This window comes from Acinetobacter sp. YH01022 (genome assembly GCF_013420235.1).
In the GTDB taxonomy this organism is placed as follows: Bacteria; Pseudomonadota; Gammaproteobacteria; order Pseudomonadales; family Moraxellaceae; genus Acinetobacter.
The window spans coordinates 23378-37022 of record NZ_VOYP01000030.1; the positions used below are offsets into that span (position 1 = coordinate 23378).

The following is a 13645-nucleotide window of genomic DNA, read 5'->3' on the forward strand; positions in this document are numbered from 1 at the left end:
GTACCAGGATTAAATATTTATTTTTTATTATATGGCATAGTCGTTGCAAATGAACAAATAACTCAAATAAATAATGTTCAGGTGACAGCTATGGAGAAAACACAAGTCTCTTTCAAAAAAATGTCGTTATGGCAAGTCGTCATCCTTGGTGTGGCCTATATGACCCCAATGGTGGTGTTTGATACTTTTGGTATTGTGTCCGGAATCACCGATGGCCGGGTACCCTTGGCTTATATTTTTGCCTTGGTGGCGATGCTGCTGACTGCATTTAGCTATGCACGCTTTAGCCGGCAAACTGAAAAACCCGGTTCTGCCTATACCTACACCGCAGAATCTTGTGGAGCCAAAGCTGGCTTCTTTGTGGGCTGGTGTTCCTTGCTCGACTACATCTTGCTGCCTTTAGTGAATGCCTTGTTGGCCGGGATTTATCTGGAAGCGGTTATTCCCAGCGTACCTTACTGGATGTGGGTCACGCTGTTTGCAGGCCTGGTCACACTCATTAACTGTTTCCGCATTAATTTTCTTGCCAATCTCAGTCTGGTCTTTGTGATCGCACCTTTATTACTGATGGTGCTATTCATCTATCTGGTGATTCGCGGTGTAGGTGAGGGACAAGGTTATGAGCATGTGTTGACTCTTGCGCCGTTATTTAATGGTGACAGCTCCATCCTACCCTTGATTGCAGGGGCATCCATCCTGTGCTTTTCATTTCTGGGCTTTGATGCGGTGACCACCATGTCGCATGAAACTCAAGATCCGAAACGAACCATTCCACGTGCGGTGATGCTCACTACACTGTCAGGCGGTATCATTTTCCTGACGGCATCCTGGTTTATTCAACTCTATTTTCCAAGCAATGTCCGTTTTAACAACCCGGATGAAGCCTTGCCTGAAATTGTGCTGTATGTCGGTGGAGCATTGTTCCAGTCGGTATTTTTGTGTGCACAAATTATGAATACCTTTGCTTCAGGTCTGGCAACCCATGCCAGTGCATCCCGTCTGATTCATATTATGGGTAAAGATGGTATTTTTCATAAAGAAACTTTTGGGCAAGTTCACAGCAAATTAGGTACACCGCTTTATGCAGTACTGTTGGTTGGTTTGATTTCTCTGACGGCCATCGCCCTTGACCTGGCAACTGTGGTGAGCATGATTAGTTTCGGGGCCTTGATTGCCTTTACCGCAGTCAATTTTTCAGTTTTCGTCAAATTCTATGTCCGTGAGCAGCAACGCCACGGGATGAAAAATATCTTTTTAAACCTGATTTTACCGTTTATTTCGGTCGGCGTGATCATGTGTTTATGGTTCAACCTGGAGCGTTCCGCACTGTTGTTTGGTTGTGGCTGGCTGTCTGTCGGGATTGTGATCTTCCTGTACAAAAAACTGAAAAAGCAAAACATTGTGATTGGCAATGCCTACTAAAAGATTGCCGCAAATTTTGAAATGAATTGAAGATGGGAAGAGTGAACATGAATATACAAAAGCCAGTATTTTTAAATGACGTAGAATTTAAAGCCAGCATAAACCAGCAAAGTGGCAAGGAATGGAACTGGATTAATCCAAAGCATGGTGCATTTGGGCATCCTGCGAATTACTATGAAAGTTCACTGGAACAATGGCACCAGTTTGATGCCTTGAGTGCCGATATTGAATGTGATGTGGTGGTGATTGGTGGCGGCTTGCTGGGTGCTTCGACGGCCTTACATCTGTCTGAGCAGGGGGTGGAGACGGTTCTGGTCGAGAAAAACCGGATTGGCAGTGCGGCTTCTGGAAGAAATGGCGGGCAATTGACCCCAGGCTTGGCACGTTGGGAAGCGGCAGAAATGATTGAACATTTCAGTTATGCAGATGCCAAAAAACTCTGGCACTTTACCTCAACCGAAGCGATGTCCTTAATTGATTCGATTGCAGACCAATACAATCTGGACTTGCAGCGTAAACGTGGCCATATCACCGCTGCCGTACATGAAGGGCATCTGGTTGGTTTAACTCAAGGTGCCGATGCACGCAAGTTTTTGGGTGAGGCCCATACTCAAGTAGTGGGCAAGCATGAGCTGAAAGAACACATTGCCTCTGACAATTATTGTGGTGGTTTGCTGGATGCTCTGGGTGGACATATTCATCCCCTGGCTTTAAACCGCGGTCTCATTTATGGTTTCTGTAAAAATGGCGGCAAAGTCTATGAGCAAACTGAAGTCACTGTAGTAGAAGAACGGGAAGATGGTATTTATGTGACCACCACCAGTGGCGTGATCAAAGCCCGTAAAAGTGTGGTGATGGGGGTGCATCATGCCTCCTTTAAGTTGCTGCAAAAGAATAATCAGACCACGATTCCGTTCTATACCTATGTCTGTACCACAGCTCCATTAGAATTTGATTTAAAAGAATTATTACCAACAGATGCACCTGTCTATGATACGCAATTCCAGATCGACTATTATCGTGGTGTATCGCAAAACCGCTTGCTGTTTGGTGGGGAGGGGACAGGTTCATGCTGGAATCCTGAAAAAACCCATCAGTATTTATTGGGCCGGATTCAACATGTATTTCCGCAGTTAAAAAGTGTCGAGCTGGATTTTGTCTGGAGTGGAACCACTGACCTGACCATGAATGGCGCGGCAGATAGCCGTAAGTTTGGTAACAAATTCCCCATCTATGCCGTACAGGGCTGGAGCGGTCATGGCGTGGCGCAAACGGTACGTATCGGTAAGGCGATTGCTGATGATTTCTGTGGCAAAGCGGATGACTTTAATATGCTGACCCGTATTCATCATCAGGATATTCTGTTTGGTCGTGCACTGGCACCCGTGGTCATTCCGGTAGCAAAAAGCGCCTATGGATTGGGTGCGTTGATTAATCCGGGGAAGATGGTGTCGTTTTAAATATCTCTTTCCTTCCACAAAAACCGATAATGATTCTTCCCCTCCCTGTGGGAGAGGATTGGGGAGAGGGCAATATTTTCAGTGAAAAATTCGAATTTCTCGTGCTCTTGAAATTAACCTTTCCTAACCGCTCCTGGAAGATGAGGAATTTTCTTTAGAGAAATATTCAGCAGAAAGAGATCTTTTAAGGATTCACTTCTTTATTTTTCTTCAAAAACTTCGGTTTCCATTCACTGACAATGACCCCTAAAACCACCAACACCCCACCAAGGATGGCCAGTAAGGGCAAACGCTCCCCCGCAATACGACCAATTAAAGCTGCCCAAACTGGCTCACCGGAATAGATGATGGCAGCTTGCGCAGGGTCGACTGCACGTTGTGCCCAGTTCATCACCAGTTGAATGGCGGCACTAGCAAAACCTAAGCCAGTTAAAATGATCACCAGAGGCCAGGAAAAAACTGGATTCCAGCTTTCACCAGCCAAAGGCATCATGCAAAAAGCAAAAATCGAGGCAAAGCCGAGTTGAATCACGGTGACACGGCGGACATTGACTTTACCGGCAAAAAATCCGATCAGAATAATTTCCATCGCAATAGCGACTGAACCCAAGAGGGTAATGATCTGACCAAAGCTCAGCTGGATTGCACCAAACCCATTTCCGGTTAAAAAGACCAGACCTAAAAAGGCCAGCACTGTGCCACACCAGGTCATGAATTGCGGGGTTTTACGGAACAATAGCCATAAAAGAATCGGCACCAGAGGTACATACAGCGCGGTTAAAAAAGCCGATTCACTGCTGCTGATGCTTTGTAGTCCAATGGTTTGCGTGCCATAACCCAGCGCAATCACCAGACCAATGACAGCTCCTGCGGCAATTTCTTTCAGTTGGATTGCGGTTAAATCCTTCCAGGAAAACAGGCTGACAAACAACATGGCAGCAGCAAAACGGCAACCGACGAAAAACATCGGGCTGGCAAAGTTTAAGCTATATTGCACGGTGATAAACGAGCCACCCCAAACCAGGGTAATTAAAATTAAGGCAAGTTGCGGTGCTTTGGCTTTCAGGCAAGAGGGAAAATAGGACATGCTTACACAGGAAGTGATTTTTAAAAATATCAGAAATAAAAAAGAGGTCCGAAGACCTCTTGGAGATACATCACGGAATTAAAGTGATTGTTCATCTAACAGTAATTGCGCTTCACGAAGGTTCAGTGTGCCTTCGTAAATGGCGCGACCGGTAATGGCACCTAAAATGCCCGGCTGGCCTTTCAAGTTACGGACATCATCCAGATTGGTCACACCACCAGAGGCAATCACAGGAAGACCTGAATAAGTCGCCAAGTTAACAGTTTGCTCGATGTTTACACCCTGCATCATACCGTCACGTGCAATGTCGGTATAGACAATGCTTGATACGCCAGCATCAGCAAAACGTTTTGCAAGGTCAGTCGCTTTTACATCTGTGACATTGGCCCAGCCATCGGTTGCCACCATGCCATTCATGGCATCGATACCGACAATGATGTGGCCGGCAAATTTCTTGCATGCTTCTTCCACAAACTCAGGATTTTGAACTGCTTTGGTCCCGATAATCACAAAAGACACACCGGCATCCAGATAATGTTCAATGGTTTCCAGTGAACGGATACCACCACCAATTTGAATTGGCAGCTCTGGTTGTGCTTTGGCAATGGCTTCAACCACAGGTTTATGAATCGGTGTACCTGCGAAAGCGCCGTTTAAATCCACCAAATGCAAGCGACGTGCGCCTTCATTGACCCAATGCTGTGCAGTTGCAACCGGATCGTCAGAGAATACGGTATCGTCTTCCATACGGCCTTGTTTTAAACGGACACATTTGCCATCTTTCAGGTCAATTGCAGGGATGATCAGCATGCTTTCGCTCCTTGCCCAATCTTATTGAATTCATTGTGTTCCATCTTAGCAAAGTATTGGCAAATCTCTAAGCATGAGTTGCAGCTTTTATTTTGTTGGGGCGAATGCGTAACTTTAATGTGGTATTGGGAATATGTTTGGGCAGCAAGCCTAAGCGCAGTAATTCTTCAAACACTAAAACCGGGGCATAGGCATCGGCAGCCGCATAGTCAATCTGCTGAGGAGTCAGCGTTTTACGTGCCCAGTTCGAGGTGCTGGTTTTTTTACTTTTGGGAAAGTTCACCTGAAATAGAAGTGCCATGGCATTTTTCAGTCCCATTGGATTGGTAAAGCCAAAAGCAGAAAAGCATTTCGACAGTTCAATCACACTGTTTAGTTCAATACCTTTTTTACGGAATAGATGGGCATCATTTTTTAAGCCAAAGCCAACTTTAATCTGGTCACGGCTGGCAAAAATCGGCTTTAAAAATTCCCAAATCTCATCATTCATTTGGAACAGGTAGGCTTTGTCCAAGGTCGCCAGCTGAATCAGATGCGGTCCGGTTGCAACTTCGCCCTTTTCAAAGGTGGGTTTGGATTCGCTGTCAAAACCCAGAACAGCATAGTGTGTTAATTCTGCTTCCAAAGCATGACATTGTTCCAGGCTGTGAATTACCTGAATCTGTTGCATCGGAAGGTTTTTAAATAAAGGGAAGGCCTGAATTTGTTCTTTGCCGGGCAGGGTGTAAAGCAGTTGCTCTTCCATAATCATCAATAGTTTTCTTGGTTTGTATTCAGCTTAATCGCTTTTCGTATTTTAGGCAAAATAAAAGCCCAGTCGAAACTGGGCTTTTTAAAATAAGTTGGAAGAGCCTTAGATATCCCATTCCACAAAGTTTTTCAGTAACTGCAAACCGGCAGTATGACTCTTTTCCGGATGGAACTGGGTAGCGAACAGGTTTTCTTTATGCAGCGCCGTACAGAACTCTAAACCATAGTCACAGGTGGCTGCCACAATGCTCTTGTCTTCAGGTTCAACATAGAAACTATGCACGAAATAGAAACGCGCATCCTGTTCAATGTCTTTCCACATTGGATGGCTTGGGTCTGCCTGATGCACCTGGTTCCAGCCCATGTGTGGCACTTTTAAACCGGCCATATCCGGGAAACGCTTTACTTCACCGGCAAAAATACCTAGCGCATCTGAACCGCCATTTTCTTCCGAGTGTTGCATTAAGGCTTGCATGCCGACACAGATCGCCAGCACAGGCTTATTGAATACGGCATGGCGTACCACTTCATCAATACCTGCTTCATGCATGCCTTGCATACAGTCACGCATGGCACCGACACCCGGAAAGACGATTTTATCGGCTTGGGCAATCAGTTTGGGATCATTGGTAACATCTACAGTTGCGCCGACATGTTCCAGGGCTTTGGCTGCGGAGTGTAAATTTCCCATACCATAGTCAAGAAGGGCAATACGGGTCATTACAAAGTACCTTTGGTTGAAGCAACAGTATTTTCTGCACGTGGATCGACTTCACAGGCCATACGGAGTGCGCGGGCAAATGCTTTAAATACGCTTTCGATCTGGTGATGGCTGTTTTTGCCTTTCAGGTTATCAATGTGCAGGGTCATTAAGGCGTGATTCACAAAACCTTGAAAAAATTCAGAGAATAGATCAACATCAAAGCTGCCAATACGTGCGCGAGTGAATGGAATATCCATCCACAAGCCCGGACGACCAGATAAATCAACCACAACACGGCTTAAAGATTCATCCAGTGGGGCATAGAAGTGACCATAACGACGTAGGCCTTTTTTATCACCCAGGGCTTGGGCAAATGCCTGACCTAGAGTGATACCACAGTCTTCTACGGTGTGATGGTCATCAATTTTCAGGTCACCATCACAATGAATATCAATGTCAAATAAGCCGTGTCGCTTGATTTGATCAATCATATGATCTAAAAATGGAACACCTGTATTGAGAGTGCCTTGACCTGTACCATCAAGATTCACACGAACTCGGATTTTGGTTTCGTTAGTGTTTCTTACCACTTCACTGATACGTTGCGTCATAGACACGTTCCTCAAAAACGATGATGTAAAATGTTTTTTTCGCGATGACGAAATTATCGCATATTAGATTGCTCAGGAGGGTTAATCAATGCCTATTACCGTACATGCTTATACTTCACTAGAAAATGACGAAGTGCGCAGCCAGCTTGAGCGACTGTATGACACCAGCCCGGAATTTGGGGATGGGCAGGATGCCATTGAACAACTAGAGCAAAACTTGGCTCAGTATACCTTAGTTTACACAGCAGAATTTAATACTAAACTGATTGGGGCAATTTGGTGTACCGGGCAGGGGGAAAGCCGGACGCTGGAAAATATTGTGGTCCATCCAGCTAACCGTGGACGTGGAGTCGCAGAACGACTGGTCAGTGAAGTGTGCCGAATGGAAGAAGAAAAAGGCGTGAAGAGGTTTGAACCGGGCTGTGGAGCCATTCATCGCTGTCTGGCACATCTGGAAAAAATTTAAGCCTGATAAAAATAAAAAAGCAGCCATGGTGCTGTTTTTTTATGCCTGAAAATAATGCTGGCTTAGATGATCCATTGAATTTTAAATAAAAAATAAGCAAATAAACATCAATTTGCCTTAAAAGTAAGCACTTGCTTGAAAAAGCTAAAAACCTGCTTGACTGAAAAACACTTAAACTGTTTAATACGCGACATCGGCGTGATAGCTCAGTAGGTAGAGCAACGGATTGAAAATCCGTGTGTCCCCAGTTCGATCCTGGGTCTCGCCACCATATTTAAAATCTATTTCAAGATTTCAATCCCTGATCCCATCAGGGATTTTTTTTGGGTAAAAAATATTCGATTAAATAAAAATGTCATGAATTATATTGACTATTGAGAACAGATACGGCTTAATACACCGCATCGGCGTGATAGCTCAGTAGGTAGAGCAACGGATTGAAAATCCGTGTGTCCCCAGTTCGATCCTGGGTCTCGCCACCATATTCAAAAAAACCTCAAACACTGTTTGAGGTTTTTTTTTTCGCCTCTAGGTTGGTCATAGAGAATTATAATTACATGCAAAGCGCATTAAAATTCCAAGAAAAATTGCATACCCATAATAGATTTAAGAAAGTGAAAAAGACCGTTTATCCGAGTCAAGGTGAGCCAAAATTGATTTTCAGGTAGGCTATAAAACGTATACGGTTGCAGTGAAAAATTTTTTTCTTGCATGGTGTAAAACTGCATTGTCCTGAAATTACGTTGCGAGACAAGTTTATGAAATTTATAAAAATATATCCTTTGCTGCTGATATTGGGCTGTCCATGGAGCATGATGGTCCACGCGGATGACGCGGTGACCTTACCCACCCTGCACGTACTGGCCGAGCCAGAGTTACGTACAGAAACCGGGATTGTGCCGTATCAGAATGATGAAAAAAATCTCCGTGCTTTACAGCATCAAGTTATTCGTAATTCACGTGAAGCACAAAACTTTATGATCGACAGCCATGTGGTTGCCAATCTGGAAATTCAGCCCTTACAAGCACAACCCGACCTAAATTCGTTATCGCCCTTTCTACAACAGTATGTATTGAGTATTGCTCAGGGTTTACAGTCGAGTGATCCTACACAAGGCTTGTATATTATGTTGCAACCCTTTGGTATAAACCGTAGCAACAGTATGCAGCATATTGATCGTAGCAATAGCAACAGTATGCAGCCCATCGATCGTGATATGCATATACAGCTCGACCTGAAAAATGTCAGCATTGGTACGATTGAACATTCTATAAATAATTTTTCTGTACCTGAGCTACCGACACCGAAAAAGTAATCATTTTTCTTTTGAAAAAATCCTTAGCTTTGCCAGCGAAGCCTATATTTGCCGCCGCGAGAAAGTGGCAAATGCCTGCGCAGTTGAAAATTGGGGCTGTTTTCAGCCTGTGAGCTAGTCATGTTCTTCAGAGATCATTACTCCGTTATATGCTCAGCCAGTCGGGAACCACCGGGTCAGTTTTAATCCTGCCCAGAGCTGGAAATTGGCTCCATACGATGTTAAATATTATCAATTGAATGATCAGCGGGTGCTCATTGCCCAGACCAGTTTTAGAATTGATCAGGTCATTGATTAAATTTATAAATATTATGAGCATCGTTAAATGAAAGATCTGTTTTCTGATGACAGCTTGCGCTATAAACAGGCCCGTCCGGCTTATTCTGCAGAAATTGTCCAGGAAATTTTAAAGCATGTACCTGAACGAACTTTTGCCTGGGATTGTGGTGCCGGTTCGGGGCAGTTTACCCAGCTTCTGGCACCGTATTTCGAGCATGTGGTGGCGACTGATATTAGCGCAGCGCAATTACAGCAGGCCCCTTATTTTGAAAATGTCAGCTATCAGCTACAGGTGGCAGAGCAGACCACGATTCCGGAGCACTCCGTCGATTTGGTGACGGTGGCACAAGCGATTCACTGGTTTGATTTCGATGCATTCTATAAAGAAGTCAAACGGGTGCTTAAACCTCAAGGGGTACTGGCGGTTATTGGCTATGGTCTCATTCAGGTTCAGGATGCGGCAATCAATGCCTTGGTTCAGCAGCTGTATGCTGAAACCTTAAAAGAGTATTGGGATCGTGAACGCCGTTATATTGATGAGCTGTATCAAACCATTCCGTTTCCTTTTTATGAGCAGGCAGTTCCAGAGCTGCGCCTGGAATATCGATGGACTCCGCAGCAGCTGATCAGTTATTTAAACACCTGGTCGGCGCTCAAGCATTATCACGACCACAACACGGATGACCCGCTGCAGCCGATTTCAGAGGTTTTGCAAGCAGGACCAGAATACTTAGATGTAACATTTCCTGTACTTTTGCGCGTCGGAATGCGAGAAAAATAAAGATTATGACGGAATTTTTATGTCAGCAGGGCAGCCTAAGCAGGAGAAGATAAAAATCTGATTTATAGAAACATGGTTCAGCACAGCACTTTTTTATAGACGCAGATTTGATGTTTTTTCAGTAGGTGAAATGAACCGGTTTTTTAACGAAAGTTAGAATGTCTTGCAAGACCACTGGTCCGGGGCAAGTGGCTGAAAGGCGCATAAACTATACAATTATAGCTGTCGACGGTTGTTTATTTACTTCAATTCATTGTTGAGTAGAACTGCCATGAAGCTGCTAAAAAATTTATCCTGCGCAATTGTCATGATTACCGCAAGCTTTTCTATTTCCTCTGCTTTTGCCGATATAACGGATACTACCGGATTAATCCCCTTAACAGACTCCAAGTTAAGCGCTGAAACCACGCGAGTTATTGAATATCGTGAAGATCCTCAAAGAGAGCGAGTTTTGCAACATAGAATTATGCAGATCCAGCTAGATACACAAAATTTTGTGGTTGACCCCACTATGTTGATGACCATCGATCTAGTTCCTGAAGCACCTATGCCAGACATCAACAGCTTGCCATGGGTATTGCAGCAATATGTTCTGGCGATTGCCCGCGGTTTGCAGTCACCTGATCCACGAGAAGGTCTGTATATTATTCTTGCACCTTTTGGGATAGACCGTAGAGCAGTCAATGTACAAATCGCTAGAGAGCAACTTTCCTTGGGTATTCTGGAAAATACCTCACAAAATGACATCATCAGACAGTTGCAACAACAGCGAACCAATACACCGAATAATGCTATTCGCTAGTTGGGCAGTATGTGGATCACCATCTTTTTCACGCTAACTAAAAAAGGATGCTCATGAATGGCATCCTTTTTACGGTTAAAATGCGCGATGCAGATTAAGCCGCAGATTTTTTAAACCAAGAGAAGAAGCCTTTTTTCTCAGCTTTGACTTCAGTTTTAGCAGCATCTGCTTTTTCAGCAACGCTTTCTTTTACTTCAGCTGTTTTGGCTACAGTTGCATCTTTTGCAGCGACAGTTTTAGCAGCAGTGGCATCTGTTACTTGAACAGTTTTAGCAACAGTTGCGTCTTTCGCTTCCACCGCTTTTGCTACAGCTGCGTCTTTAGTTGCTACAGTTTTAGCTACAGCGGCATCTTTAGCGGCTTCTGTTTTGTGAGCGGCAGTTTGAGTGGCAACGACAGCTTTTTCTTTTGCTACTACGGTTTTAGCAACAGTGGCATCTTTTAGCTTAGCTGTTTTGGCTACAGTTGCATTTTTGGCAGCGACAGTTTTATGTGCAGCAGTTTTGCTTTTAAGCTCAACATTTTCTTTTGTTGTAGCAGCTGCTGCTTTAACAGTGCTTGCGGTTTGAATGGTGTCTGCTTTTACTTGTGCTTTTAATGCGGCAACCTTGGCAGCTGGCGTGGTTTCTACAGCAGTAGCAGCCATAGCAGAGGTTGTACCTGCAACTACAGCGATAGTGATAGCAGTTTTAATCATATTCATGGGAATTACTCAATCGTGAGAATTAAGAGGTTTTTTGTACTGGTTATATTAATGCTAGGGCGATTCATTTTTTAAAAGGGAACACGTTAGTTGGGCCTAATTGTGTGAATATTCAACTAAAATTACAGATGGATAACATGATGTTGCAGGTGAGTTACATTGCTTTTAAGTTTTTAGTTGGGTCCGGGTTAAATTAAAGAGAAATGGATATTTTTGATGAGCACATGATTTGTTTTTCTTGCGTTTTTCCCGGCAAAGCGATCATGCCGTTGAATATCTGCGTTTCATCTTTTTAAACATGACAGTTTTGCAATAAGACTGTCATTTGTTATTCAAATTCGGTTGCTAGATTAAAACCGTTGCAAAGGTCACATTATAAAATCTAGGCAGGTGAGTCATGAAAACCCTACACGTTTTTGATGATATTCAGCATGTATACAGTGAATTTGTTGAAAATAAAAAATACCCAAAACTGGAAAGCCTGAACAATTGGGGTAAAAACCGTTTTTTCTTCAATCAATACTTTAAAATGATTGAAGACTGGCATCATACCGAGCAGATTGTGATTCAATTCAATCAGCAGTATTACAGTCTGGACACCGGTAGTGCCCCCGACTTTATGGACCAAGAAAAATATATGGAATGGTTGCGCGAACAACTGCTGCATTAAAAAATATTTATCTCGCTTTTTAAAGTTTCCCAAAAGACTGTCCGTATCGGGCAGTTTTTTGCTTTTCTATATGGTTTTTAGTTTGCCTGAATGGTATGTCGCTGGCTTATTTCAATCTGCTGTGGAACGGGCTATGCTAAAAACATAGATCATCAACTGATTAATTTCAGCTCGACCACCGATGCTTTGGAGCGCAGTCTTTTATGCAACAGCTTATTTGTTATAAAGAACTTCCTGTCTGGACACAGCAGAGTATCCCGCAAGGTTTTAAAAACCAGCACAATACCAAAGCCGGTACTTGGGCAAAGCTGACGGTATTCAAGGGGGAGCTGCATTTTGCCATGCTGGATGAATCGGGAGCCGTACAGTCTGAGCATGTGTTTAGCCCAGAGCAGCAGCCTCCGTTTATTGAACCGCAGGCGTGGCATAAAATTGTTTCTGCCAGTGATGATGTGCAATGTCAGCTACGGTTTTACTGTCTGCCACAGGATTACTTCACTAAAAAGTATCAGCTTTCACCCACGCACTCGGAAATTCTGGCTGCTACGCCGTATTTGCAAGGTGGCCGTGCCCTGGATGTCGGCTGCGGGCAGGGGCGTAATGCACTGTATTTAAGTCAGCATGGTTTTGAGGTGGATGCCTGGGATGTCAATGAAAACAGCCTGCAAAAGTTAAGGCAGATTATTCAGAGTGAGCAGATTGATAATATTCATGTACAGCAGCGTGATTTAAATGCAGATGAAAGCATTACAGGTCGTTATGACTTTATTTGTTGTACAGTGGTGATGATGTTTTTACAAGCTCACACAGTGAAACCTCTGATTAACCAGATGCAACAAGCGACTAATGTGAATGGTTTTAACCTGATTGTCTGTGCGATGGATACGCCAGATATTCCAGCACAACCTGACTTTCCTTTTGCCTTTAAGCAAGGGGAGTTAAGTGCTTTGTATGAAGGCTGGAAAATTGTGAAATACAATGAAAATGTCGGTGAGTTGCATCGGGTAGATGCACAGGGGAACCGGATTAAACAGCATTTTGCGACCTTGTTGGCGCAGCGTATATAAATGCAAAAATGATTATAATTATTTTGGCTATAAGAACTTAAAAAATAAGTAAATATTGTTTAGGATGGGCTTAACTACAAAATAAATGAATTCATTATGAGTACTAAGTTAATAGCCCATTTAAAAAAGAAGTGTGAAGAAGATGGAAACGTAGCAATTCTGTTTGCACAATGGGAATTTGATCAAAAGCTTGTTGGGAAAGCACTAGAAAATATTGGTGGTTTCTACCCGCATTTTAGCAATCATAATGCTTCACATTCACAACAAATATTAGTCAATATAGAACGCATTCTTGGAAAAGATATTGAGCTTTTAAGTGCGACAGATACGTGGCTAATTTTAGAAGCAGCATATTGGCATGATATAGGGATGTTGGTGGATGCTAAATCTGCTAAAGATGTTCATGAGTGTCAAGAATTCAAATATATGATTAAAAATATTGCTCATGATAAGGGACACGATTTGCATAAGTTCTGTTTAGCTTATGAAGCAAATGATTGGGTTGGGGCTATAGGTTCAGAAGATCATCCATTTGATGGGGTGGAAAAATATAGACAACTTATTGCTGAATGGTTTAGACGCACCCGATAAAGGGACTGTTCTAAATTTTGTGTAAGTACTTAATTTTCATTTATCCTTCAGAGGATAATTACAAAAGGTACTTCACATGGATGAAGCAACAATCAAAAGTATGGCTGCCGAATTGGCTAAAGGTCTA

Annotated in this window: 14 protein-coding genes, 2 tRNA genes and 1 pseudogene; 11 read left to right on the top strand and 6 right to left on the bottom strand. The window is 43.3% G+C overall.

Features of this window, described 5'->3' with window-relative positions; genetic code table 11:
- Positions 1 to 90 precede the first annotated feature (90 nt).
- Positions 91 to 1422 carry an APC family permease gene (locus tag FTT87_RS11285; RefSeq protein ID WP_180041985.1) on the top strand — a complete coding sequence of 444 codons (1332 nt, stop codon included), beginning with the start codon at positions 91 to 93 and terminating at the stop codon, positions 1420 to 1422.
- 47 nt (positions 1423 to 1469) lie between these two features.
- Positions 1470 to 2882: an FAD-binding oxidoreductase gene (locus FTT87_RS11290; RefSeq protein WP_166170694.1), complete on the top strand. Its 1413-nt coding sequence runs from the start codon at positions 1470 to 1472 to the stop codon at positions 2880 to 2882.
- Positions 2883 to 3066: 184 nt separating this feature from the next.
- On the opposite strand, the gene FTT87_RS11295 is transcribed toward FTT87_RS11290, so the two are convergent.
- The 5 genes from FTT87_RS11295 to hisB form a co-directional block, all read right to left on the bottom strand.
- The gene (locus FTT87_RS11295; protein WP_218948842.1) at positions 3067 to 3969 is read right to left on the bottom strand and encodes a DMT family transporter; all 903 of its coding nucleotides are present in this window, start codon (positions 3967 to 3969) and stop codon (positions 3067 to 3069) included.
- A gap of 78 nt (positions 3970 to 4047) precedes the next feature.
- Complete coding sequence (gene hisA / locus FTT87_RS11300) at positions 4048 to 4779, bottom strand: 1-(5-phosphoribosyl)-5-[(5-phosphoribosylamino)methylideneamino]imidazole-4-carboxamide isomerase (protein WP_086197722.1); 732 nt, start codon at positions 4777 to 4779, stop codon at positions 4048 to 4050.
- A 67-nt stretch (positions 4780 to 4846) separates the two neighbouring features.
- Complete coding sequence (locus FTT87_RS11305; protein ID WP_180042038.1) at positions 4847 to 5524, bottom strand: 3'-5' exonuclease; 678 nt, start codon at positions 5522 to 5524, stop codon at positions 4847 to 4849.
- Positions 5525 to 5632: 108 nt separating this feature from the next.
- Positions 5633 to 6250, bottom strand: a complete 618-nt coding sequence (gene hisH, locus FTT87_RS11310) for an imidazole glycerol phosphate synthase subunit HisH (RefSeq protein ID WP_166170690.1) — start codon at positions 6248 to 6250, stop codon at positions 5633 to 5635.
- The gene (hisB, locus tag FTT87_RS11315) at positions 6250 to 6843 is read right to left on the bottom strand and encodes an imidazoleglycerol-phosphate dehydratase HisB (protein WP_180174881.1); all 594 of its coding nucleotides are present in this window, start codon (positions 6841 to 6843) and stop codon (positions 6250 to 6252) included. Before hisB ends, hisH begins: the two co-directional genes overlap by 1 nt.
- An 88-nt stretch (positions 6844 to 6931) precedes the next feature.
- On the opposite strand from hisB, the gene FTT87_RS11320 reads away from it, so the two are divergent.
- The 6 genes from FTT87_RS11320 to FTT87_RS11345 all read left to right on the top strand — a co-directional run bounded on the left by FTT87_RS11320 (position 6932) and on the right by FTT87_RS11345 (position 10487).
- Positions 6932 to 7309: a GNAT family N-acetyltransferase gene (locus FTT87_RS11320; RefSeq protein ID WP_166170689.1), complete on the top strand. Its 378-nt coding sequence runs from the start codon at positions 6932 to 6934 to the stop codon at positions 7307 to 7309.
- A gap of 195 nt (positions 7310 to 7504) precedes the next feature.
- A tRNA-Phe gene (locus FTT87_RS11325) sits at positions 7505 to 7580 on the top strand.
- Between the two features lie 135 nt (positions 7581 to 7715).
- Positions 7716 to 7791 (top strand) — tRNA-Phe (locus tag FTT87_RS11330).
- Positions 7792 to 8124: 333 nt separating this feature from the next.
- On the top strand, positions 8125 to 8625 hold the full coding sequence (locus FTT87_RS11335) for a hypothetical protein (protein ID WP_225530211.1): 501 nt from the start codon (positions 8125 to 8127) through the stop codon (positions 8623 to 8625).
- 325 nt (positions 8626 to 8950) lie between these two features.
- The gene (locus tag FTT87_RS11340; RefSeq protein ID WP_166170688.1) at positions 8951 to 9685 is read left to right on the top strand and encodes a class I SAM-dependent methyltransferase; all 735 of its coding nucleotides are present in this window, start codon (positions 8951 to 8953) and stop codon (positions 9683 to 9685) included.
- A 271-nt stretch (positions 9686 to 9956) separates the two neighbouring features.
- On the top strand, positions 9957 to 10487 hold the full coding sequence (locus tag FTT87_RS11345; RefSeq protein ID WP_180041987.1) for a hypothetical protein: 531 nt from the start codon (positions 9957 to 9959) through the stop codon (positions 10485 to 10487).
- Between the two features lie 94 nt (positions 10488 to 10581).
- On the opposite strand, the gene FTT87_RS11350 is transcribed toward FTT87_RS11345, so the two are convergent.
- Positions 10582 to 11190 (bottom strand): hypothetical protein, encoded by a 609-nt coding sequence (locus FTT87_RS11350; RefSeq protein WP_166170687.1) that lies wholly within the window; start codon positions 11188 to 11190, stop codon positions 10582 to 10584.
- Positions 11191 to 11587: 397 nt separating this feature from the next.
- On the opposite strand from FTT87_RS11350, the gene FTT87_RS11355 reads away from it, so the two are divergent.
- From FTT87_RS11355 to FTT87_RS11365, 3 genes and pseudogenes are all read left to right on the top strand, one after another.
- Positions 11588 to 11860, top strand: coding sequence for a hypothetical protein (locus FTT87_RS11355; RefSeq protein ID WP_086197715.1), 273 nt, complete (start codon positions 11588 to 11590; stop codon positions 11858 to 11860).
- Positions 11861 to 12063: 203 nt separating this feature from the next.
- Entirely contained in the window at positions 12064 to 12927 is an 864-nt protein-coding gene (gene tehB / locus FTT87_RS11360; RefSeq protein ID WP_180174882.1) for an SAM-dependent methyltransferase TehB, read from the top strand.
- Between the two features lie 96 nt (positions 12928 to 13023).
- Positions 13024 to 13509, top strand: a pseudogene (locus FTT87_RS11365) (histidine kinase); the annotation flags it as partial.
- Between the last annotated feature and the right edge of the window lie 136 nt (positions 13510 to 13645).